The sequence below is a fragment of the Paenibacillus sp. FSL M8-0334 genome (genome assembly GCF_038000405.1).
Lineage (GTDB): Bacteria > Bacillota > Bacilli > Paenibacillales > Paenibacillaceae > Paenibacillus_AQ > Paenibacillus_AQ campinasensis.
Genome location: NZ_JBBOCH010000001.1, coordinates 1,078,132 through 1,102,997, shown reverse-complemented (window position 1 = coordinate 1,102,997; position 24,866 = coordinate 1,078,132). Strand labels below are relative to the sequence as shown.

At 55.0% G+C, this 24,866-nt stretch carries 16 protein-coding genes; all 16 read left to right on the top strand.

From position 1 onward, the window contains the following. Window positions 1-22 precede the first annotated feature (22 nt). Window positions 23-5,152, top strand: coding sequence for a choice-of-anchor I family protein (locus MKX64_RS04845; protein WP_341035448.1), 5,130 nt, complete (start codon window positions 23-25; stop codon window positions 5,150-5,152). A 233-nt stretch (window positions 5,153-5,385) separates the two neighbouring features. Further along, window positions 5,386-7,527, top strand: a complete 2,142-nt coding sequence (locus MKX64_RS04840) for a 5'-nucleotidase C-terminal domain-containing protein (RefSeq protein ID WP_341035447.1) — start codon at window positions 5,386-5,388, stop codon at window positions 7,525-7,527. Between the two features lie 174 nt (window positions 7,528-7,701). After that, window positions 7,702-8,391, top strand: coding sequence for a FadR/GntR family transcriptional regulator (locus tag MKX64_RS04835; protein ID WP_095397687.1), 690 nt, complete (start codon window positions 7,702-7,704; stop codon window positions 8,389-8,391). Window positions 8,392-8,560: 169 nt separating this feature from the next. Beyond that, the gene (locus tag MKX64_RS04830) at window positions 8,561-9,904 is read left to right on the top strand and encodes an ABC transporter substrate-binding protein (protein ID WP_230875861.1); all 1,344 of its coding nucleotides are present in this window, start codon (window positions 8,561-8,563) and stop codon (window positions 9,902-9,904) included. A 91-nt stretch (window positions 9,905-9,995) separates the two neighbouring features. Further along, the gene (locus tag MKX64_RS04825) at window positions 9,996-10,877 is read left to right on the top strand and encodes a carbohydrate ABC transporter permease (protein ID WP_255222963.1); all 882 of its coding nucleotides are present in this window, start codon (window positions 9,996-9,998) and stop codon (window positions 10,875-10,877) included. Window position 10,878: 1 nt separating this feature from the next. Beyond that, the gene (locus tag MKX64_RS04820; RefSeq protein WP_095397617.1) at window positions 10,879-11,712 is read left to right on the top strand and encodes a carbohydrate ABC transporter permease; all 834 of its coding nucleotides are present in this window, start codon (window positions 10,879-10,881) and stop codon (window positions 11,710-11,712) included. 53 nt (window positions 11,713-11,765) lie between these two features. After that, entirely contained in the window at window positions 11,766-12,983 is a 1,218-nt protein-coding gene (locus MKX64_RS04815; RefSeq protein ID WP_341035446.1) for a trans-sulfuration enzyme family protein, read from the top strand. Window positions 12,984-13,247: 264 nt separating this feature from the next. Further along, window positions 13,248-14,999: a class I mannose-6-phosphate isomerase gene (locus tag MKX64_RS04810; RefSeq protein WP_341035445.1), complete on the top strand. Its 1,752-nt coding sequence runs from the start codon at window positions 13,248-13,250 to the stop codon at window positions 14,997-14,999. A gap of 38 nt (window positions 15,000-15,037) precedes the next feature. Continuing rightward, complete coding sequence (locus tag MKX64_RS04805) at window positions 15,038-16,009, top strand: ROK family protein (RefSeq protein ID WP_341035444.1); 972 nt, start codon at window positions 15,038-15,040, stop codon at window positions 16,007-16,009. Beyond that, window positions 16,006-16,914, top strand: a complete 909-nt coding sequence (locus MKX64_RS04800; protein ID WP_095265464.1) for an AraC family transcriptional regulator — start codon at window positions 16,006-16,008, stop codon at window positions 16,912-16,914. The genes MKX64_RS04805 and MKX64_RS04800 overlap by 4 nt, the downstream gene beginning before the upstream one ends. Before the next feature lie 16 nt (window positions 16,915-16,930). Beyond that, on the top strand, window positions 16,931-19,414 hold the full coding sequence (locus tag MKX64_RS04795) for a glycoside hydrolase family 38 N-terminal domain-containing protein (protein WP_196426474.1): 2,484 nt from the start codon (window positions 16,931-16,933) through the stop codon (window positions 19,412-19,414). A 552-nt stretch (window positions 19,415-19,966) separates the two neighbouring features. Further along, window positions 19,967-21,499: a 23S rRNA (uracil(1939)-C(5))-methyltransferase RlmD gene (rlmD, locus tag MKX64_RS04790; RefSeq protein WP_445670829.1), complete on the top strand. Its 1,533-nt coding sequence runs from the start codon at window positions 19,967-19,969 to the stop codon at window positions 21,497-21,499. A 268-nt stretch (window positions 21,500-21,767) separates the two neighbouring features. Continuing rightward, window positions 21,768-22,595, top strand: coding sequence for a ParA family protein (locus tag MKX64_RS04785; protein ID WP_095397611.1), 828 nt, complete (start codon window positions 21,768-21,770; stop codon window positions 22,593-22,595). Then, entirely contained in the window at window positions 22,543-23,481 is a 939-nt protein-coding gene (locus MKX64_RS04780; RefSeq protein WP_095397610.1) for a ParB/RepB/Spo0J family partition protein, read from the top strand. Before MKX64_RS04785 ends, MKX64_RS04780 begins: the two co-directional genes overlap by 53 nt. Window positions 23,482-23,565: 84 nt before the next feature. Then, the gene (locus MKX64_RS04775) at window positions 23,566-23,736 is read left to right on the top strand and encodes a hypothetical protein (protein ID WP_155609868.1); all 171 of its coding nucleotides are present in this window, start codon (window positions 23,566-23,568) and stop codon (window positions 23,734-23,736) included. Window positions 23,737-23,767: 31 nt separating this feature from the next. Further along, window positions 23,768-24,859: an SAF domain-containing protein gene (locus MKX64_RS04770; protein WP_095397609.1), complete on the top strand. Its 1,092-nt coding sequence runs from the start codon at window positions 23,768-23,770 to the stop codon at window positions 24,857-24,859. Window positions 24,860-24,866: the final 7 nt, after the last annotated feature.

Below are 24,866 nucleotides of genomic sequence, written 5' to 3'. Positions count from 1 at the left end.
GTTGGAACAGGGGGAGCTAATTTTGAAGCACAGGATCATGAAAGTGGTCTCATTATGGATGGCTTTTGAAATCACGTTAGCCTCGCTGTTATCGCCGGGCGCTGTATTGGCAGCGGAGAATAGCCAGACTGCCCAGCAGGAAGGCAGCATACAGTCGCTTCAGCACGGCGCGTTGGCGGCCGATTTCGGGCTTGCCGATCGCGATCTGCCGGAAGCTTACGAAGAAGAGGCTTATGCCGTAACACTGGACGTATATGGCGGACAAGCTCCGTATACGTTCACGGCAGACGGACTGCCATCCGGCTTGTCGATCGCGCCGGACTCGGGCAGCATCACCGGCGTGCCAGCTGCAGGGCAAGAAGGGACGTACCTGATTCGGGTGACCGTCCAGGACCGTGACGTGAACACGGCTCAGTCGGATTATGAGCTGCGCGTGCTTGGCAAGCGTGATCCGATCGCAGCAGACCAGATTACAATTGAGAAAATAGGTCACTATGCGGTGGGCACATCGAACAAGGACGGCGGCGTTGCCGAAATTATTAAATACAACAAAGATAATCATAAATTTTATCTGGTGAACGGATCGACACAGCCTGCAAGCCTGGAAATTGTGTCGTTGCTGGCCGACGGCACTCCGAAGAAGGACAAGCAGGTGAATGTAGAAGAGCTGGTGAACACAGGCGGGTTCGTCTTTGGCGATTTGACCAGCGTCGATGTCAGCACGGCAACGAAGCAGGTGGCGGTTGCTGTGCAGGAGCAGGATCATACCAAGGCCGGAAAGGTGCTTGTCCTCGATTACGAGGGCAATCTGATCACTTCGTATGAGACAGGCATTCAGCCGGATATGGTTAAGTATACGTCCGACGGACGTTATATTCTGACCGCGGATGAAGGGGAGCCTCGGATAGAGGATGCTCCCGATCCGGAGGGAAGCGTAACGATCATTGATACGATGACAGATGAGATCCATCTGCTCAAATTCGACGATCCGTCGATAATTGACAACGATGTGCATATCCGCGGACCGGTGGAAGCAGACGGAATGATCCGAAGCAAAGGCACGAAAGCCGATGCCAGATTCGATCTGGAGCCGGAGTTCATTGCCTTGTCCGAGGATGAAGGGACGGCTTATGTATCTCTTCAGGAGAACAATGCCATTGCGATCGTCGATATCGCCGGAAAGTCGATTACGGCGGTGCGCGGGCTTGGTTATAAGGATTTCAGCCAGCCGGGCAATGAGCTGGATCTGCTGAGAGATGGAGCTATCAAGCTGGAAAATGCGCCATTCTACGGCATCTATATGCCAGATGGCATCGCTTCGTACAGCGTGGGCGGTCAGCAGTATATTCTGTCCGCGAACGAAGGGGATGCCACCGGATGGGATGATCGCTCCAATGAGAGCGACATCGGCGAGATGAAAGCCGCTTTGTCGCCTTCCTCGTCGGCAGCGCAGTTCCTGGCCGATAAAGGCAGCACTTACGACAAGGTTGAAGTCGCGAGCGATATGGGTCATGACGGCTTGTATCTGTACGGGGCGCGTTCGTTCTCGATCTGGAATGCCGCGGATATGTCTCAGGTGTATGACAGCGGCAGTGATTTTGAGCGAATAACGGCCGAGCGTCTTCCGCGTTATTTCAACGCCAGCAATGACAAGCCTGAGATGGACAACCGAAGCACGAAGAAGGGGCCGGAGCCGGAATATGTTGAGGTAGGCAAGGTCGGTCAGAAAGTGCTGGCCTTCATCGGCCTGGAGCGCATTGGCGGCGTCATGACGTATGATGTGACGGATCCGTACAGCCCGGTCTTCCTGAATTATACGAATACGCGCGACTTTGAAGCCGGACTTGGATCCGATTCGGCGCCAGAGGGACTGGATTTTATTCCGGCTTCGGACAGCCCGACAGGGCGGCCGCTGCTGCTCGTTGCGAATGAAGTAAGCGGCACGGTGGCGGTTCTTGAGCTCAAGGTGACGAAAATCACCGTAGACAGAACATCCTTGGAGCTTTCCCCGGGCGGGCAGCCGGTGCAGCTTGTGGCTGAGGTTGAGGCTGCTGGCGGCGCTGTGCCGGGACTGCAGTGGAGATCCTCGGATGCAAGTGTGGCGACAGTAGATGCGAGCGGTGTTGTTACCCCGGTATCGAAAGGGGAAGCTGTCATTACGGTGCTGAGCGACGACGGCTACGGCTCGGCAGAAGTGGCAGTCAAGGTAGCAGACGGCGCCTCCGAGGAGGGCTGGAAGCTGACGGTTATGCATACGAATGACACGCACGCGCATCTGGGAGATGTGGCAAGACGCGCCACGCTTGTCAACGCGGTGCGCAGCGAAGCCGGAAACAGCCTGCTGCTGGATGCCGGGGATGTGTTCTCGGGCGATCTGTATTTTACGAAATGGTTAGGTCTGGCCGACCTGATGTTCATGAACTATATGGGCTATGATGCAATGACCTTCGGTAACCATGAATTTGACCAGGGGACCAAGGTGCTGGCTGATTTTGTCCGCCAGGCGAAATTCCCGATGGTCAGCTCCAATGTAGATCTGAGCAAGGACAAGGACATTTCCAATCTGATCAAGGCGCCGGCGGCAATCGACGTTTCGAAGCCGAAAACAGCCGATCTCGCGGGCGTGTATCCATATGTTACGCTGCTGGTGGACGGCAAGAAGGTGGGCGTATTCGGTCTGACGACTGAAGATACGAAGGAAACCTCCAGTCCAGGCAAAGACGTTGACTTCCGCGATGCGGTGGAAGCTGCGCGGGAGACTGTGGCGGCGATGGAGGCTGAAGGTATTAACATCATCATCGGGCTGACGCATATCGGCTATGCCAGAGACAAGGAAATTGCCGAGAAGGTGGAAGGCATCGACCTTATCGTTGGCGGCCATACGCACACGACGTTATCGAAGCCGGAGGTGGTGATTGATGAGGAGCATCAGACACCTACGGTCATTGTGCAGGCGAACGAATGGGGCAAATTCCTCGGACGGGTGGATTTGCGCTTCAACGAGGAAGGCGTTGTGTTAACGGAAGAAGGCCAGCTCAGCGGGGAGTTGCTGGTGGTTGACGAGACCGTTCCGGAGGACCCGGAGGCCACAAGAATGCTGGAGCCGTATAAAGCTGAACTCGAAGAGCTGATGAAGCAGGTGATCGGCATTGCAGCGGTTCCGCTCGACGGGCAGCGGGAGCATGTGCGCGCCAGGGAGACGAACCTCGGCAATCTGATTGCAGACGGCATGCTGGCCAAAGCTAAGGAAATCAAAAACGCCGATATTGCCATTATGAACGGCGGGGGGATTCGCGCCTCCATCGATGAAGGCGAGATTACGATGGGCGAGCTGCGCACGGTTATGCCGTTTGGCAACACACTGTTCGTGCTGGACGTCACAGGGCAACAGCTTAAGGACGGGCTGGAGAACGGGGTCAGCGGCGCCAAGCTGGCGGATCTGCCGGGGAAATTCCCGCAAATTGCCGGCATGAAATTCAAGTGGGACCCGAATGCCCCGGCTGGCGATAAGGTCTACGATATCCAGATTCAAAAAGGCAACGCTTATGTACCTCTAGTCCTGACGGAAGTTTACCGTCTGGCCACGAACAGCTTCGTTGCCAACGGCGGAGACGGCTACGCCTCCTTCGCCGCAGCGATTGCCGAAGGGAAATATAACGAAGATTTGGGCTATCCGGATTACGAAATCTTCATGGAGCATGTCAGCCGACTTGGCGGCACCGTGTCACCGACGGTGGAAGGGCGGATTGTGGAGCAGAAGAAGCCGGCCGATAACGGCGGTCCGTCCCCTGGCCCTGGTACGGGCGGCTCCGGCGGTACAGGCGGATCGGGAGGTTCCGGCGGCGGAAGCGCAACGCCTCCATCCTCGCAGCCGGCCCCTCCATCGGCAGGGAATGAGCCATCTGGCGAAGCGAATGTGCTAAGCGGCGAGGATCTGCTCGTGACGGCGCAGACGGATGCTTCGGGCACATCAACAGATCAGGTGCGGATACAGGATGAAGCTCTGAGGCGTGCGGTGGAAAGTGTGGCAAGCCGCCAGCAGAAGGAGCTGATCGTGAGCGCCGCTGAATTGAATCGCGCGGCCGATATTTACATCCCGGTAGCCCGGCTGGCCGAAGCTCTGGAGCTGGCGGAAGAGACGGCGCTTGTTGTAGAGACCGGGCTGGCCTCCTACCGCATCCCGCTGGCCACGCTTCCTCTTGATTCACAGTCTGGCGGAAGCGAAGGACTTCACCTGAAGGTGTCTGTAGGACCGGCAGGGTCTGTCACAGCGGCTGCTGTGGCGGACAAGGCGGCGTTCATCGGCGCATCGGTACTGACAGACGGTGTATTTCAATTCAGCGTTGCGATTGGAGAAGAAGGGAAGGAGCAGCCGCTTGACAGCTTCGGCAAGGCGGTTGCCAGCCGGATCATTCCGCTTCCTTCCGGTGTGAGCGGAAGCGGCATCATCGCAGCGCTGTACGATCCGGAGACCGACAGCTTCCGGTTTGTGCCTTCGTCAAGGGTGACGGTCAGCGGGAAGCCGGCGGTGGAGATCAGACACGCAGCGGCTTCGGGTGTGTATGTTCTGCTGCGGCACACGCAATCCTTCGCCGACACGAACGGTCACTGGGCACAAAAGGAGATCGAGCTTCTGGCATCAAGGCTGCTTGTCAGCGGCATGAGCGACGAGACTTTTGTCCCGGGAAGGGAAATGACAAGAGCCGAGTTTACAGCGCTTCTGATCCACGGATTGGGGCTTGCCCCTTCCAAGAGCAGCGCAGGATTCACCGATGTGCGCAGCAGTGACCGCTTCGCCGGTGAAATTGCGGCGGCCGTACAATACGGCATCGTACAAGGCGGCGCAGGAGGCGCATTCGCTCCGAACTCGGGTCTAACGAGAGCGGAGATGGCGGTTATGGCCGCCCGGGCGATTCGTGTCATGGAGGAAGCGGCGGCTGACACCGGCATGGATACAAACGGTGCACTGAGCCGTTTCCGTGATCAGGGACTCATACCGATGTGGGCTGCCTCGGACGTCGGCTACCTTGCAGGGCTTGGCATCCTACAGGGCGACCAGCGAAGCGAATTTGGATCCTTCGACAAGGTGACGCGAGCACAGGGCGTGCTGGTCCTCCATCGGACGCTGAAACTGCTAGACTTTCTGGAATAGAGAACAAGAGAGAATCAAGAGAAACCTGCGATAGGAGCGGGAGATTTCAGTGAACCGAGTTGATCGCTGAACGGACCGGGACAGGGTGGATATCCCTGCCCCGGTCCCCATTTATTTCGTCATTGGCATCCTAAAATTTAGAAGATTAGATGTGACACGAGGATTTACATGCAAAGCTATTAAATTTATAGTTAATAGGTAGCCACATAAATTGATAGGGAGGATTTATATTCATGAATGTATTCAAGCGTCCACTGGGCAAACTTCTGATTGCTGCGCTATTGGTCGTTGGCCTGCTGCCGGCGGGTACGGGAAGTGTTTTTGCAGCAGAAGGAGAAGCCCAAGGTTTTGAACTTCGTATCTTACATACTAACGACACCCATGCTCATTTGGACAATGTAGCCCGCCGGGTTACTGCGGTGAACGAAGCAAGGAATGACAGCACGCTGCTGCTCGATGCCGGGGATGTATTTTCCGGAACCTTGTACTTCAATCAATATAATGGACTTGCTGATCTTTACTTTATGAACTTGATGAAATACGATGCCATGACTTTCGGCAATCATGAATTTGACCGCGGGCCGGAGGTGCTGGCTGAATTCGTGAAGGAAGCGAAGTTCCCGTTCGTCAGCTCGAACGTTGATTTTAGCGCCGAGCCTGCCTTGAACGGATTCGCTAATGAAGAGATCGGTACTCCAGGCAATGCCGGTGAAATCTACCCTGCCCTGATCAAGGAAGTGAAAGGCGAGAAGGTAGGGATCATCGGTCTGACAACACCGGAAACAGCTGTACTGGCCTCCCCGGGAGACCATATCAAATTCGAATATGAAGTGGAAGCGGCTCAGAAACAGGTGAATGCGCTTGAAGCAGCCGGGGTTAACAAAATCATCGCAGTGACTCACCTCGGATATGCTGAAGACCGCAAGCTTGCCGAAGCGGTGAAAGGCCTGGACGTTATCGTTGGCGGCCACTCCCATACGAAGCTTGATCAAGCGGAAGTGTTTCATGCGGATGCTGAACCGACTCTGATCGTACAGACAGGTGAATACAACGTCAATTTGGGACAACTGGATGTGACGTTTGACGAGAATGGTGTTTTGACGGATTGGGACTATAAGCTGATCAATCTTGATGCCAAGGACGATGAAGGCAATTTCCTCATCCAAGGCGATGCTGCTGCTGAAGCAAAGGTTCAGGAATATGCAGCGGCACTGGAAGAATTGAAGAAAACCGTGGTGGCCAGCTCCGAGGTTGAGCTGGACGGAGAGCGCAGCAATGTCCGTACACAGGAAACGAATCTCGGCAATCTGATCGCGGACGGCATGCGCGCCAAAGTGATGAGCCTCGTGCAGGAAGACGATGTAAAAGGGTACGTGACCATTCAGAACGCTGGAGGTATCCGCGCTTCGATTCCAGCCGGGGATATTACGCTGGGGCATCTGTTGACGACAATGCCGTTTGCGAATAATTTGTCGGCGCTGAAAATGACAGGTGCAGAGATCGCCGCTGCCTTGGAGAACGGTATTAGCGGTGTGGAAAACGGGGAAGGACGCTTCCCGCAAGTATCGGGCATGCGCTTCTACTATGATTCCACGAAGCAGGGCGAACAGATTGACGCCGTTAGCGGCAGCGTAACGCAGCAAGGCGAGCGCATCGTGAAAGTTCAAATCCAGAATGCGGACGGCACTTATACAGATATGGAGCCTAACGCATATTATATTGTGGCTACCAACTCCTACATGGCCGATGGCGGGGACTTCTACAGAGCGATGAAGCAAGCGAAGGACGCTGACCGTTTCTATGAGCTGAATATTGTAGACTATGAAATCTTCCGCGAGTATCTGGAGCAGCTTGATGTTGTGGATGCGGCTGTGGAAGGACGCAGTATTGACCTGAAGGGAGCTGCGCTTCCTGGGGAAGCTGGCGGCGCAACGGATGGCGCAGCGGGAGAAAGCGTCTTTAAAGACCTTGTGAATGACAAGGATGCTGACGCTATCCAGGCCGCTGCCGACGCAGGCTTGGTCAACGGTTATCAGGATGGCACATTCCGTCCGGACCAGGCTGTCACCCGTGCTGAATTTGCGGTGCTGGTCAGCCGTGCGTTCGACATCGCCGGATCGGCAGCATCCGCAGGCTATGCGGATGAGAGCAGCATTCCAGCCTGGGCGCTGCCTGCCGTAGCGTCCTTGAAGGAAGCTGGCTTGCTGGAGACGCTGGCTGGATCGTCCTTCGGTCCGAAGCAAACGTTGACAGCGGCTGAAGCTGCGGCGATTATCGCTGCGGCGGCGGGCGATGAAGCAGCTGCCGCACCGGCAGGCGATGGCGCTGTAACCCGCAGAGACGTGGTGTTGATGCTGGTCTCTGCAATTCAATAAACCGAAACGCTCAGCGATTCATGAATTCATCCTGCATCTGTGTCAGATGCAGGATGTTTTTATGAGCTCGTTTCTGTTGCGGCTGATAGGCAGGGGTCAAATATGGATGCAGTTGACAATCGATGGGAAATCCAATATCATTCACCTATCTGATAGGTGGAAAGGATGGCGAGAATGAACCGAAAAATACAGAAGCGGCATGTTCATGAACTGGTTGCCGAAGAGATTCAGAAATACATTGAAGAGAAAAACTTGCAGGAAGGCGATAAGCTTCCGTCTGTGGAGGAACTGACCCAGCTATTCGGTGTCGGACGCTCCTCCCTTCGTGAAGCGCTGCGTTATCTGGAAGCGATGGATATTGTTCAGGTGGTGAACGGCAAGGGGATTTATGTGAAGGATATCGGCTCCTTCCGTTACAGCGGCACGGTGAAAATCGACAACGAGAAGAAATTTCTGCTGTATGTGCTCGATGTTCGCCGGGCACTGGAAGGCAAGGCAGTTGAACTGGCCGCCCGCAACATTGACAGTGACATGATTGACAAGATGCGCGCTTGCCTGGAGGAATACGATGACTTCAAGAGCAGAGGGCTGAATACGGCGGCTATTGATTATGAATTTCATCAATTAATATATGAAGCGGCAGCCAATCCTCTCTTGAACAGCGTGTTCGAGTCAATCTCCGAGCTGTACGGCAAGTTTTTCTCCGGTCCATTCGGCGTGAAGGAGCTGTTTGACGACACCTACCCTTTTCACCGCACGTTGTTCGAAGGATTGGTCAACCATGATGCGGAGCATGCGCTGCGGGAGTTCCATAAAATGATGGATATCGTAGAAGAAGCGATTCGCAAATATGAGCAGTCCTGATCTCCTTTGTCACTCTTATGTAATGTAACCTAACGCAAGCATTCGACAAAATTCAACACGACGAAACATTATCTAACATTCTTGTTGACAATGTAAACGTCGTTCCCTTATATTTAACCTATCATACAGGTAGACAGTATGATACTTCTATCGATACGGGAGGGGTAATATGTGGGGTAAAGACGTGAAGAAATGGGTAATGACGGCGCTTGCCATTGTCTGTATGGTCAGCCTGATTGCGGCCTGCGGCGGCAAAGACCAGGAGCAGAATGCAGGAAGCGGCAGTAACGGCGATAGCGGGGGCGGGGGAGAGCGCATCACACTTCGCATCATTGAAAGTTTGACAAGCCCTGCTCGTACATCCATCTTGCAAGCAAGCATTGATAAATTCATGGCGGATCATCCAAACATAACGGTTGAACTTATCTCTCCGCCGTTCGATCAGGCAGACAACAAAATCCGGACGATGCTGGTAGCCGAGCAAGAGCTGGATATTCTCGAAGTGCGCGATCTGAATGTGGCCGAGTTCGTTAACAACGGCTACGTCACGCCGCTGGGCGAGTACACGGCGCAGTGGAGCGATTTTGCTACGATGACATCCACGGCCCAGTCCGTGGCGACGGTCGGCGACGAGCTCTACTTCATTCCGAACGGCCTTTATCAGCGCCAGATGTTCTATCGCGCAGATTGGCTGGAGGAAGCAGGAATCAAGGTGCCGGAAAGCTATGAAGAGCTGGTAAACGCAGCGATTGCGATTACCGATCCGGCGAAGAACCGTTACGGCTTCTCCTTCCGGGGCGGACCTGGAGCGAACTCGGTCCCTGACACGATGATTCAAACCTACAATGCGGACAACATTGACATAGAAGATTCCATGTTCCTGAAGGATGGGGGTACGATCTACTCCTCCCCTGAGGCGCTGGAAGCACTGGAGCTGTATGTGAAGCTGTACAAGGAAGCTTCGCCGCCGGACTCGGTCACCTGGGGATTCCAGGAGCAGGTGCAGGCATTCACTTCCGGAGTAACGGCATTTATTCTTCAGGACCCGGATGTGATCCAGGTGCTGACGGAGAATATGGACGAAGGCACATGGGCGACTGCGCCGATGCCGACGGGGCCAAGCGGCAAAGCGCTCATCTCGGCTGGCGGAGCTGGCTGGGGCATCACATCATATTCGAAGAACAAAGAGGCGGCGTGGAAGCTGATCGAGTATTTATCCTCACCGGAGGAGAATATTACGCTGTCGAAGAGCCATGGCACGATTCCGATTCATACGTCGGCGGCGGAGGACGAATTTTTCCAGGCTGGCCCGTATAAAACGCTGCTTGATATGACGGATAAACCGGATACGTTCATCAACTTCAAACCGCCGTTCCAATATGCCGCTAACGGGCAGTGGGGAACGGTATCGATGGAATCCGGACAAGCGATGCTGCTCGGCCAAGTATCCATTGAAGATACGCTGAAGCAGTGGGACGAATACTGGACAAAAGCGAAGGCGAATCAAAACTAGTACGCAAGGGCCCGGTGGAATGAGCGGGAACACATGCGCGGCCCGGCTGTTCGGGCCGGCCGCCATGTTCTGACCAAGGTGGTGAATGGGATTGAGAAACCAGCGGATGTTTATATGGCTCAGCCTGCTTCTGACGATGGTATTGCTGGCTGTCTTTACGTTTTATCCTTTTCTGCAAGGTGTAGTCATGGCGTTCCAGAACTATGTGCTCTATGATTTGACGAATGTCCGGTTTATCGGCTTCCGCAACTTCACGGACGCATTCCAGGACGCCAAGTTTATACGGGCGCTGAGCAACAGTGCTTATTGGGTGTTCTTCTCGCTCGTGTTCCAGTTTCTGATCGGTCTGACATTGGCGCTTGTGCTGCGTAAGCCGTTTCGCGGCAGAGGTGTCTATCAGGGGTTCATTTTTTATTCCTGGGCGCTGTCGGGCTTTCTGATCGGTCTGATCTGGAAATGGATGTTCAATTCTCAGATTGGCGTCATCAATGACCTGCTGCTGCGGCTTGGTCTGATCGAAACGCGCATCGGGTTTCTGTCTGATCCGAATTGGGCGATGGTGTCCGTTATCGTGGCGAATGTGTGGTATGGCATCGCATTTTTTGCCATTATGCTGCTGGCGGCGCTTCAATCTGTTCCGCATGATTTGTACGAGGCGGCGGACATGGACGGTGCGGGTGCAGCCCGCAAGCTGTTCAGTGTGACACTGCCCTATATTATGCCAACGATTATTGCAACCACGCTGCTTCGGGCGATCTGGATTTTCAATGATCCGACGATCATCTACGGCCTCACGAACGGAGGACCTGCGGGCACGACGCATATTCTGTCCTCGCTGATGCTGGAGAAAATTATTTACGGTGGCGATTATGGCGCGGCCTCCGCTATCGGCGTCATCATGATTGGCATTTTGCTGCTATACACCTTGTTCTACCTGTTTGTGACGAAATCGGAAAAGGCGGGTGATTTTTAAAATGAAGCTGCGCTCTATTGCTCCGATAGGCCTGAAATTGCTCTTTCTCGGCCTGCATCTGATTGTGATGGTGTTTCCGTTGTACTGGATCTTCATTACGTCGCTGAAGCCGCAGAAGGATATTTTCGCCTTGCCGATCACTTACTGGCCGGAACGCTTTACACTAGATAACTACGTGAACATATTCAGAATATCCAAGTTCCATATTTATATCGCCAACAGTCTGATGATTTCGCTGCTGGCGGCGGCAATCGTGATTGTCATCGCCATTCTGAGCGGTTATGTCATGGCCCGGTTTCAATTCAGAGGCCACCGGCAGATTATGCTTGCCTTTCTGGTTACGCAGATGCTGCCAGGCTTTGTGTCGCTAGCGCCATTGTATTTGATGATGGCCCGTATGGATCTGATTAATACCCGGCTGTCGCTAATCATCATGTATACGGTGATGCTCATTCCGTTCTCGACGATTATGCTGAGGGGATTCTTTCAACGCGTTCCAAGCAGCCTGGAAGAAGCGGCGATGATTGATGGCTGCTCGCGTTTGTCTGCACTGGCGAGAGTCATTATTCCGGTCATGCTGCCGGGGATTGCATCAACCTTTATATTTGCGTTCGTTCAGAACTGGAATGAGCTGTTCATGGCGGTCATGTTCATTGATACCGAAGCGCTTAAGACGCTGCCTGTGGCGATGAACTCCTTCATTATGAAATTTGATGTCGATTGGGGCGCCATGTCGGCCGGAACAGTGCTGTCTGTCATCCCGACAGTCGTTCTGTTTGCTTTCGCGCAGCGGTTTATCGTCGACGGTTTGACACAGGGGGCAGAGAAAGGCTAATGGTCAACATGAATCAGGTATAAATTTCATAGACGGATAGAGGGATATGGATTATGGAGAGAAGCAGCCTTGACGAGCAGCTGCATACGAAGGTTTCTCACGATACAATCGATAGGCAGCATCATGGTGCGGTGAGCATCCCGGTGTATTCAAGCAGCCTGTTTGCGTTTGAAGATCATGCATCGTTCGATCATGCGATGGAGGATGTACTGGCTGCAACGGTATATTCCCGGGGCAACAATCCGACGGTTCAATTTCTGGAGCGGAAAATTGCCCAGCTGGAGCAGGGAGAGAAGGCGCGCTGCTTCGCCTCCGGGATGGCAGCGATCGCAAGCACCCTGCATGCGCTGCTTGGCACAGGCGATCATGTCATTTGTGTCCAGCGGGCGTACGGGCCCACTAGGGAATTTCTTGGCGAGCTGGCGACGCGGTTCGGAATCGAGGTGACGTATGTTGGCGGCAGCCGGCTATCCGATTTCGAGCACGCACTGAAGCCGAACACAAAGGTGATTTATCTGGAGAGCCCGACTTCGGGCCTATTCGAACTTCAGGATCTGGCTGGCGTGGCGAAGCTTGCACGGCAAGCTGGCGTAATCACGATGATCGATAACAGCTGGGCAACCCCGTGCTTTCAGCGGCCGCTTACGATGGGCATTGATCTGGTGCTGCATTCAATGACCAAATATTTCTCCGGACACAGTGACTGCCTCGGAGGTACCGTTGTTGGCGCCGATGCATTGGTCGATACGATCGAGCGCAGAGGCTACATGCTGCTCGGCGGCATCATGACGGCGCATACGGCGTCATTGATGATACGCGGGCTGCGCACGTTGCCGCTGCGGATGGAACGCCATCAGAAGAACGGCCTCGCCGTGGCGTCCTATCTGGAGCAGCATCCGCTGGTGAACCGGGTGAACCACCCGGGCCTTCGCTCACACCCGCAGCATGAGCTGGCGAGCAGGCAGCTGGATGGATTCAGCAGCCTGTTCTCCTTTGAATCCAAGCTGCCAGTGAATGCGATGAAGCGCTGGGCAGATGCGCTGGGCTACTTCCGGATTGGCGTCAGCTGGGGCGGTTACGAAAGCCTGGTCACCGTTGGCACGACCCCGCCAGAGCGCAATACGAGTGGAACGAACCCGTCCATCATCCGGCTATACATCGGACTGGAAGATCCCGAGGCGCTGATCGAGGACATGAACCAGGCCTGGCGGCTTGTCCTGTCCGAGGAAGGTGTTATCGAGGAATTGAATCCTATTCATCCATCATCGTGAGTACAAGTATCCCGTCCTTGGAGGCGGGATTTTTTGTGTGCGGGCTGATAGGATGCAACAACGTCAGGATCAGCCGGAGTGTCCTGATATCTCTACACAACTAATGCGCAGCGCCCTGCGCTTGATTAAAGCTGCATGAGGTCGTCGATCATCAACTTGCGCCGCCATGTCCGAATATTGCAATAAACAAGGCATGATATCACAAAGACGAATCCTTCGATTCCGTGTACGATAAGGGGGAATAAACCGCGAAGGGGGAGCGAGGTGTCTGTAAAATACAACAAGGAACCGGTCGTTGTCATTCCGGACTGCGAGCAGGAGGCCTGGCAAGGCTATGAGCAGATTGGCCAAGAGCTGGCCCGGCGCGTGGCTGGAAGAACGAAGGCCGTAATTGTGATCGAATGCTATCCCGGTGTGCGGACAGAAGAAGTGACGCGAGGTCTGGGTGCTTCTCTTCCGCTGCAGGCGGTGTTTGAGGCGGAGGAAGCCGCCTTATCCACGCAAGAACTGGAGCAGCGCGTGGCTCCCTATCTAACCGAGGATCGCGTCTTCGGTCGTATGGCGCCATTTCAGATCGAGGATTTCTACGATCCGTCCCTTGTCCGCCGGCTGCGTGAGCGCATTGCTGATATCGAGGCAGGCATCGTCCTTGTCCTTGGATTCGGCGCCTCGCTGATGGCCGAGGGGGATGTGCTGGTCTATGCCGATCTTGCACGCTGGGAGATTCAGCTTCGTTACCGCAGCAAGGAGATGGGCAACTGGCGGGCGGACAATAAGGATGAGGATGTGCTGCGCAAATACAAGCGCGGCTACTTCATCGAATGGCGGACGGCGGATCGCTTGAAGTGCAGGCTGGCGGAGGAGGCCCGGATTGATTACTATTTGGATACCAACCGGAGGAACGATCCGCGAGCCGTGACCTGGAATGCGTTCATGTTCGGCCTGTCGTACACGGCGCAGCGGCCGTTTCGTCTGGTGCCCTATTTTGACCCCGGCGTCTGGGGAGGGTACTGGATGCAAGAGAAGCTGGGGCTGCCGGAACGGGAACATCCTTACGCTTGGGCATTCGACGGCGTGCCGGAGGAGAACAGCTTGTATTTTCAATACGGCGGTATTCGCCTGGAGTCTCCGGCGGTCAATCTGGTATTCTTTCAGCCGCAAGCGCTGCTCGGCGAGCGGGTCTATGCCAGGTTCGGTGCGGAGTTTCCGATCCGCTTCGACTTTCTGGATACGATGGGCGGGCAGAATCTCAGCCTGCAGGTGCATCCGACCGCAGAGTATATGCAGCGAACGTTTGGCCTGTCGTACACGCAGGATGAAAGCTATTATATGCTGGACGCTATGCCGGACGCGAAGATCTACCTCGGTCTGCGCGAAGGGGTGGATGCTGACCGGATGATGGCGGAGCTGGAGGAGGCGCAGCGCGGGGGCGCGGCGTTTGCGGCGGAAGACTATATCCATATCATGCCTGCGAAGAAGCATGATCACTTCCTCATACCGGCGGGGACCATCCACTGCTCGGGCCGCAATGCGATGGTGCTGGAGATCAGCGCTACACCGTATATTTTTACATTTAAGCTGTGGGATTGGGGCCGCCTTGGCCTCGATGGCAAGCCGCGCCCGGTACATCTGGAGCACGGGAAGTGTAATGTAGCGCGGGATCGAACGGCAAACTGGGTGGACGAACAGCTGGTGAACCGGATTGAACGGGTGGCCGAAGGGGATGGCTGGGTGGAGGAGCGAACCGGACTGCATGAGTCGCAATTCATCGAGACGCGGCGGCACTGGTTCTCTGTCCCGGTAGAGCACCACACAGAGGGAAGCGTCCACATGCTTAACCTCGTGGAAGGCGACGAGGCCATTGTGGAAAGCCCTTCTGGCGCATTCGAACCCTTCACCGTCCGGTATGCCGAGACGTTCATCATTCCTGCGGCCGTGGGGGTCTATACGATCCGTCCAGGCGAACCGTCGCGGGGGAAGACACTGGCAACGATAAGGGCCTCTGTGCGTTCATAACGGCCCATTCATGAAAGCACGAAGGAGAGCGAAGGACGATGCGGGATTGTGTGCTGGCGCTTGACGTGGGAGGCACCTTCATTAAGGGAGCCGCGGTATGGGGAAACGGCGAGGTCGCTAAAGAGACCCTTCTGTATAGGAATACGAACGCGCAAGGAGCGCGAGATGCGGTGCTCGATCAGCTGCATGCCGCCGTGAAGGAGCTGGCCGTACGGGCCAAAGCTGTGGCCGGAGAGGACGGGATACGGGTGCAGGGCATCGGGCTGGCCTTCCCGGGACCGTTCGATTATGAATCGGGCATCAGTTATTTGCAAGGTCTGGGCAAGTTCGATGCGCTGTATGGCGTGAACGTACGGGATGAGCTAGCCGACCGGGCTGACCATGATCCGGAGCTTGTGCGTATGGGGTTTCGCTCTGGGCGAATTTTTATGGAAAATGATGCGTATCTGTTTGCCCGGGGGGAGGCGGTGTACGGAGCAGCCGCCTCTTATAAGAGGGCAGTCTGCATGACCCTTGGCACTGGCTTCGGGACCGGGTTCATTCTGGACGGAGCCGTGATCCGGGAGGGGGATGGCGTACCGGCAAACGGCTGGCTGTACAACGCGCCGTGGGAAGACGGCATCGTGGATGATTGTATCTCGAGGCGCGGTATGCTGCATTGCGCCCGCAGCCTCGGCTTCGACGTTGACACGCTGGACGTCAAGGAGCTGGCTGCGCTTGCCGAGTCGGGGGAGCGCAGCGCCTGCGCGCTGTTCGAGCACTTCGGGCACACGCTCGGGGCGGTTCTCGTGCGGTATACGCGGGCGTTTAATCCGGAAGCATACGTGCTGGGAGGACAAATCGCAAATGCATCCCCGCTCTTTGTACCGGCGCTGGCATGTGAGCTGGAGAGAGGCGCCATCAACGCGGTTATAACGAAAAGCCCCGATACGCTGCTCAGTACGTTCCGGGGAATCAAGGATTATGTATTCGGACAATACCGCAGTTCAGGGGAGAAGGGGGGAGCATGATGAACGGATTTCGCGATGCGCTGACCGCGCTCACTTGCCGGGAAAGCAATCGTTTGCTGAATACGGCGGTCAGCACGATCCAAGCGGACAATGCGGCTTTCTATATTCACTATTGGGGCTCCTCGCTGTCGCACAATACCAACATGCGGCATCATCATTCCTTCTTCGAGGCTTGCTTCGTCGTGGACGGCAGCGGCGTGTATCGTGAGGACGAGGCTGAATATCCGCTGCGGGCAGGTACACTCTTCCTGTCCCGGCCCCACCGTTGGCATCAGATCGTAAGCGAGCCAGATATGGCGCTGCTGTGGGTAGGCTTCGAGCTGGATGAGACGCAGTCGTCGCCTGAGATGACCGCCTTGTTCCGCCGTCTAGCCAGCACCGAGACGTTCCTGGCCGAGTCGGCCTGGAATACGCCGGCCGCGCTGTGTTGGCAAGCGCTCTGGCTGCAGGCCGAGCAGTCGCCTTCGCTGCTGCGGCTGATCGCGCCGGATCTGGCGAAGAGCCTGCTGCTCTCGCTGCCGGCCCTGTTCGCTGCGGATCTCCCGGATGAGGGAGGTGCCGCCGAGCATGACGGCGGCCGGCATCTGTTCCGCCAGGCGAGCCTGTATATCCGGGACAATCTGTCGCGCCCACTGCGTCTGGAGGAGGTTGCCGAATATTTGCATATTTCAGGGAGGCAGCTGACGCGTATTTTTCGCAGCCATTCGGGCATGTCCTTCGGTGATTATGTCACAAGCGAACGGTTGAAGAAGGCGCATTACTTGCTGAAAAACACGGATTTAACGACCCATGCCATCGCGGAGCAGGTCGGCTTCGGGTCTGTGCATTATTTTACGAAGGTGTTCGCAGCCAAACGCGGGCTGCCGCCAGCGGCCTACCGCAAGCAACTGCGTTCTCCATTATAAGATGGGAGTTGATTGTATGAAACGACCTTTTAAAATGTACGTCATTCATCATTCGCATACGGACATCGGTTATACCGACAGGCAGGAGAAGATTGAAGCGTACCATGTGGACTTCATCAAGCAGGCGATTGAGCTATGCGAAGCGGAGGCGGCTGGCACTGGGGATCGTCAGGGATTTCGCTGGACATGCGAGACGTTCTGGGCAGTGGAACGTTTCCTCGAACAGGCGGGTGCGGACTGGGTGGCGAGGTTCGAAGCGGCGGTCGCATCCGGCCGGATCGAGTTGTCAGGGTCCTATCTGCACATGACGGAGTTGATCGACACCGATATTATGGAGCGGCTATTGCGGCGGGCAACCGATTACGGGAAGTCCATCGGGGTGAAGGTCGACAGCGCCATGCATGCTGACATCAACGGCTTTAGCTGGGGGTATGCCCAAAGTCTGCTGAATGCGGGAATCGACAACCTGTTTACCTGCATTCACACCCACCATGGCATGTTCCCGCTTGGCCGCAAGCAAATGCCGTTCTGGTGGGAAACCGCCAAGGGCGAGCGGCTGCTCGTCTGGAACGGGGATCATTATCATCTCGGCAATGATCTTGGCCTGTCGCCGAATGCGCTCTTGTCTTATTCGATGCGGGAGGACGGGTTGAATGTGTACGGCGCGGACGAACGCGCGTGGGAAGTGGCCGAACAGCGGATTCAGGCCTATGTCGCCTGTCTGGAGGAGGAAGGGTATCCTTATCCGTTCGTTCCGATCATGGTATCAGGCCTCATATGGGACAATGCCCCGCCAAATGCGGAGGTTACCGACTTTGTGGAGCGCTGGAACCGCCGGCATGGACACCAGATTGAGCTGGAAATGACCACGCTGCATGAATTCTTTCGTACGGTGCGCGAAACAGAAACGCAATTGGGGACGGAGATCCCCGTGTATCGCGGCGATTGGCCGGACTGGTGGTCGGACGGCGTAGCATCAACGGCCATGCACACCCAGTTATTCCGGGATGCCCAGCGAACGCTGCGCGTTGTGAAAGCGCTTGATCCGCAAGGGAAGCAGGTTCAGGCGGCGGAGCTGACAGAGATGGAATACAATCTGGCGATGTATGCCGAACATACCTGGGGTTATCACACTTCGGTCGGCGAGCCCTGGAACCCCTTTGTCCAGTCGCTCGGGGCTCGGAAGGAGCAGTTTGCCTCGGAAGCGCATCAGCGGATATACCGGGCGCTTGACCAGATCACGGTTGCGCGCGGGGAGAAGCTGATGGCCCCGAATCGCGCGCTGACGTACAAGGTGATCAATCCCGCAGCTGTGGAGGTTGCAGATATCGTGCAGCTCCCGGTGGATCAGTGGGAAGTGTCGAAGCTGCTGAAGAAAGGCTTTACTGTTGTCGAATCGGCTACCGGCAAGATCATGCCTTACGAAACGGTCTCTACCAGCCGAGGGTATATGGTATGCATATCGGCCATTGTTCCGGCGCATTCGGAGCAGATGTACGAGATTAAGCTGAATGATGGCGCAGCCCCGGCACCCGCGGGGAGGGTGAGCAATACTCGGCTGCGGGGACTGGATGGCGTTCATGATATTCCGCCGCTGGCTGCAAGCGGCCAGACTTTTGACCCCGCGTTCAGCATCGACGCTCATTCCATCTCCTCACCATATGTGCGGATCGAATGGGCCGAAGGTGAGGGCATCGTCAAGTGGCATGACCGCGTCCGCGGACTGGACCTGATAGATCCTTCTCATCCGCATCGGGCGTTCACACCGATCTATGAAGTGACGCCGGTTGACAATCCGGAACGGATGCGGGCAACACGGACGGTCATGGGCCGCAACCGCAAAGGCCTGAATGTTCAGCGCCATACTGGCAAACTGCAGGAAACGAAACGGATTGCTGAAGGAGCCTTATCTTCTACGGTGGAGCTGATCTATGGCATAGAAGGCATGTCCCATTACTCCGTGCTGTTGACGGTGCACCATACCCGTCCACGAGTGGAAGTTGCGATTCGCATGCATAAGGACAGTATATGGGAGCCGGAGAATGTCTATATTGCACTACCGTTCCGCGCGCCGTCGAGTTCGGCCGAGAATAGCGTCTGGCTTGATAAAAGCGGCACACCGATTCGTCCATGGATCGATCAGCTGCCCGGCACGTTGTCGGATTTCTATTGCATTCAGGAGGGATTGGCTTTGGTTGCGCCGGATGCTGAGGCAGGGCTTGCCATTGCCACCCCGGATACGCCGCTCATCCAGTGCGGTCCGCTTCAACACGAAGCGAGACTGGTTATGGGGCACGATGGCTTGCAGAAGAGAACTCCTGTGCTCTACGCCTGGGTGCTCAACAACTTCTGGGAAACCAACTTCAAGGCAACGGTGGGCGGTTTCTATGAGTTCCGCTATAAGCTGACCTGGGGAGAGGACGCGGGCGATCCGTCGCGTGCCCTGGCATGGTGTCGCAATGTGAACACCGGATTGTTGGCGTTCAGAGCTGAGACATAAAGCGCACAACCTATATTGGATGAAGGTCCCGCCTGTGGCTAAGTGCTGCGGCGGGCCTTTTATATGCGGAAGATTGGGATACACTTTAGGGAAATGGGACACCTGCCGACGCGCTTCATGACCACGCTCCATCCTTCCAACCCCCTGGTCTGTTACCCGGGCAAGATGCTGCGCTGCCTGCGCTGGCCACAAATTCGGCCGGACATGGCATTGCAGGGGCTGGACATGGTATAGTGGACTCGATAATCTTGAAGGATGGAGATTGTGATAACGATGGATCAAGAGCAACGCTCCCGCAGCGGAGCGAAAGAATATACGAAATCTTCTCACCGCAGCGGCCGGCAAGGCAGCGAGTCGGGTGGGAAAGGAACCTCATATTCGAAAAAGGGGAAACCAGCGGACAACCGGCAACCGCGGAAAGCTGGGTCTTCTGATAAAGGGCCGGCTACGTCCCAGGGGAGAGCCGGCGCAGCTAGCAGGCGCTCGCAGGGCCTTGGCGCCGCAACTGCTGGTGCATCATCTGCTAACGCGCGCCAAGGGCGGCATGCCGGAATCGGAGCTGGCTCGCCTCAAGGGCGGCAGGCTTCATCTGGAGTCGGTAAGCGTCAAGGAAGACAGGCCGGGTCTGCCGCAGACTTCCGTCAAGGACGGAACATCGCTTCTACTGCTGCTTCCCGCGGGGATAAAGCGCGTGTGCGCCCGGCTGGACGGGAGCATGCCGATGAGCTTCGCGCAGGTGACGTCATTGTCGTTACGATCAAACGTCTCGGAATCAACGGAGAAGGCGTCGGGTATTTCCGCCGCAAAGCCGTGTTCATTGACGGCGCGATCACGGACGAAGTCGTGAAGGCTGAAGTGAAGGAGGTCCAGCCCAAGTTCATTAAGGCTGCCCTGCTTGAGGTGGAGAAGCGCTCGCCTTACCGGATCGAGCCGCCTTGTCCGGTGTTTGGCGTATGTGGAGGCTGCCAGATTCAGCACATCTCCTATGAAGGACAGCTTCAGGCCAAAACGGATATCATTCGCGAGGCGTTCAGCAGGTATACGGGCCGCGAGGATTTTCGCTTCAAGCCTATGCTGGGCATGGAGCATCCGTGGAACTACCGCAATAAAGCCCAGCTGCAGCTGAAGCGGCGTGATCAAGAAGTCATCGCCGGCCTGTATGAAGCCGACAGCCACAGCATCGTCGATATTAGCGGCTGCCCGATCCAGCATCCGAAGGTGAACGAAGCGGTAGAAAAGGTGAAGTCTGTCTTGGAGGAGCTGCGAATCCCTCTATATAAAGAGAACGGAACGAAAGACGGTGTGCGTACCATTGTTGTGCGTCACGGTTTCCAATCCGGCGAGCTTCAGGTGACGCTGGTCACTGCGGGAAGCAAGCTGCCGAGACAGGACGATTTCATCCGGCTGCTGCGGTTGTCGATGCCTGAGGTGAGCGGCATTGCACTGAACATCAATCCGAAGAAAACCTCGCTTATATTCGGAGACCGGACCATGACGCTATGGGGAGCCGAGACGATGGAGGAATCGCTGAGCGATCTGCAGTTCTCCTTGTCGCCGCGCGCCTTCTTCCAGCTTAACCCGCAGCAGACCGTCAAGCTGTATGAGTCCGTGAGGGCAGCCGCTGCTCTGACCGGCAATGAGACGGTGATCGACGCCTACTGCGGAACAGGAACGATCGGCTTGTGGCTTGCGCCATATGCCAAGGAGGTGCGCGGCATCGAGAGCATTCCGGAAGCTGTCGAGGATGCCAAGCAGAACGCGGCCCGCAATGGCCGCGACAATGCCAGCTTCCATGTCGGCCAAGCCGAGGAGCTGCTGCCGCGCTGGGTGAAGGACGGCATGAAGCCGGACGTGATCATCGCCGATCCGCCCCGCACGGGCCTTGACCCGCGCTTCCTGGAGACGGTGCTGCGCACTCGCCCGAAGCGCTTCGTCTACGTCTCCTGCAATCCGTCCACCCTGGCCAAGGACTGCAAGGTGCTGCTGGACGGCGGATATGATGTCGAGTGGGTACAACCGGTGGATATGTTTCCGCAGACGAGTCATGTGGAGTGCGTAATAGGAATATGTCGAGACGATACGTAGAAGTACTGAATTATCAGTATTCTGCAAAGTATGCTTCGTTTACGACTAATGGAAAGGACTACAGGAATAAGGTGTTAAACGATAAAATCGAGGTTTCTATTGTTCTCGACTTGGAATGGATAGATACACCTAGTGATTTTTAATTGAAAACAAGAATATCCAAGAGAGCGTCCTTATCGGGGCGTTCTCTTTTTATATAGATATTTCTTCAAAGAGCCGGTTGTCCCTCTCAGGCAGCCGGCATTTTTCATGAAAGGAGGAACAGCGAATGACGAAGGTGATTGCTCTTGCCAATCAGAAAGGCGGTGTCGGCAAAACGACTACGGCTGTTAATTTGGGTATTGGCTTGGCGACTGAAGGTAAAAAGGTTCTTCTAGTGGATGCGGATGCACAAGGCAATTTGACAGATGCGTTGGGTTACCGCGAACCGGATAATTTGTCAATTTCTTTGGCTACACTGCTCGTTAAAAATATGTTGGAAGAATCGTATCCGCCCCAAAAAGGCATTTTGCACCATCCCGAAGGGATTGACCTAATGCCCGGTAACATCGAATTGTCTGCTGTTGAAGTCTCGCTTGTCAATACAATGAGCAGGGAAACGATCTTGCGCTCCTATATAGACAAGGTGAAAAAGGACTATGATTATGTCCTTATTGACTGTATGCCCAGCTTGGGCATGTTGACCATCAATGCACTGGCGGCCGCTGATAGCGTCATCATTCCGGTTCAGGCGCATTATTTACCGGCGAAAGGAATGACGCAGCTTTTGCAAACCATTTCCCGTGTCCGACGCCAAATCAACCCGAAGTTGCTGGTAGATGGCGTGCTGCTGACGATGGTGGACAGCCGGACCAACTTTGCCAAGGATATTTCCTTTGTTCTTCGGCGTGATTATGGAGACAAGCTGCGTGTGTTTCAAACGGAAATTCCGCTTTCCATCCGTGCGGCGGAAACGAGCGCCAAGGGGAAGAGCATTTATAAGCATGATCCGAACGGACAAGTAGCCGAAGCGTATGCGGCATTTACAAAGGAGGTGAAGGGTATTGGCAAAGAAAGACGACAGACGCGCCAGCATCAAGCTGACCACAGTCGATGATTTGTTTTCGACCGATGAGAGCCGCGCCGATGCACAGCGGGAAAAAGTGATGGACATCCCGTTGTCAGAGATCAGCGATTTCCCCGATCATCCATTCAAAGTAAAGGCGGATGAAGCGATGCTGGAAATGGCAGATAGTGTGAAGCAATACGGTGTATTGGTTCCTGGACTAGTACGTCCGAAGGCAGATGGCGGTTATGAGATGGTCGCCGGACATCGGCGGAAAAAGGCGAGCGAGCTGGCGGGTATGGAAACGATGCCTTGCATCGTCCGCGAACTGGACGACGATCAAGCGACCATTATTATGGTGGACAGCAACCTGCAAAGGGAGCATATCGCGCCTAGCGAGAAGGCGTTTGCTTATAAGATGAAGCTGGAGGCGATGAAAAGACAGGCAGGCAGACCAAGTAAAGAAAATGTGTCCCAAGTTGGGACACAAAAACGTTCCGATGAACTGCTAGCAGATCAAGTTGGAGAAAGTCGCAATCAAATTCAGCGGTATATTCGCTTGACTCATTTGATCCCATCCATTCTTGAAATGGTAGATGAAAAACGGATCGCGTTTAATCCGGCTGTCGAGTTGTCTTATTTGGCCGAAAAAGAGCAACAAGACCTTTATGAAACGATACAGTCCGAAGACTGTACGCCCTCTTTGTCGCAGGCGCTGCGTATGAAGAAACTGAGTCAGGGCGGACGGCTCAATATGGATGTTATCTTCTCTATTTTGACGGAGGAAAAGCCCAATCAGAGGGAAAAAATGCACATTCAGCGGGAGCGCATTGATCGCTTTTTCCCTAAGAATTTCACCGAAAAACAAAAGGAGGACCTTATTGTCCAATTGCTTGAAAGCTGGTATCGCAAGCGGCAGCGCGAACATGGAAGATAATCTTAAGCAACATGAACAAAAAATAGCCATTCCTTACTCTCCATTGCGAGGGAGTTTTTTTGTGCCTACAAGGAGGTGACGGAGATGCTCTTTACGGAAGGTAAATGGCGGAAATACGAACGATTAATGAAAGAAAGGCCCGGTTTTGACCGCAGAGAACCGAAAGATGAATCGGAGCGTTCCAACACAGCTAAAGAGGAACGAAGAAAAAGAAGTCGAGCAAAGCATAAAAGCAATGAGAAGGAAGAAAGTTGAAATTCATTTGGTATAGAAAGGAGTCGTGAGCATGTCTTGGATCTATCGTCATCGCAAGATGCTGGTGATCGCTGCCATTTTGTTCGGCATTCTTTTGCTCGTGTCGGCTGTCATTTTTCACTTGATGAGACAAGCTGAACAACAGCAGGAACATCAGGAAGTGATCGCCCATTATGAGAGGCAAATAGAACAGTTAACAGCGACTAAAGAAGAATCGCTGCAAACGGTATGGACTGTGGCTCGAACCATTCCGGCCGGTGAGCAGATCGAACCGGAAGACGTCACGGCGATGACCCTGCCGACCGCATTGGTTTCGCCCGAAATGATCGCTAAGGAGGAAGAGGCGGTCGGTAAACACGCCAAAGTTGAACTTCGCCCGGGAATGCCGCTTCTTGCTTCTGTGCTGTATGAGGGCAACCCGATTGCCAAGGATGTGCGGACACAAGAGTTTCAAATCATTCAGCTTCCGTCGCATCTGGGAAAAGCACAGTATATCGATGTGAGGATCAACTTCCCGACTGGCGAAGATTTCGTTGTGCTTGCCAAAAAGCAGGTGCTTGATCGCGAGGGAACCGTCATTTGGCTGGAGATGAATGAAACCGACCTGCTGCTCACATCAAGCGCGATCATCGATGCTTATCTGCAAGGCGCAAGATTATACGCGGTGCCCTATATCGAACCGGGACTGCAAGAGGCAGCGACGGCGACTTATCCGGCCAATCCGATGGTGTTGGATTTATTGGAGCAAAACCCGAACCTGGTTGAGCAGGTTTCTACTGAGCTGGCTCGTCAGCAACGCGAAAGGTTGGAAAGCAACCTGAATGAAATGAGCGAAGCGGACAAAATGCGGGTGATGTACGGCAATGTCACCGTGCAGCAACAACTCATGAATGAACGGGCCGCAACACAGCAAAGCAATGCCGCTCAGCAAATGCCGCAGCCCCCTAGTTTCCCGGAGCAGGATGACCAAGAGTCGGTGAAAGGAGAAGATGAACGGCCGCCTTCTTCCCTTCCGGTCGTGGTAGAAGAAGAATCGCCCGAAGCGACGTTGCCCGAACCACCGCCTGCATCCGAGCCAGAGTCAGAAACGGACCTGGATTATTCAGATATCTTCAATCAATAAGGAGGAA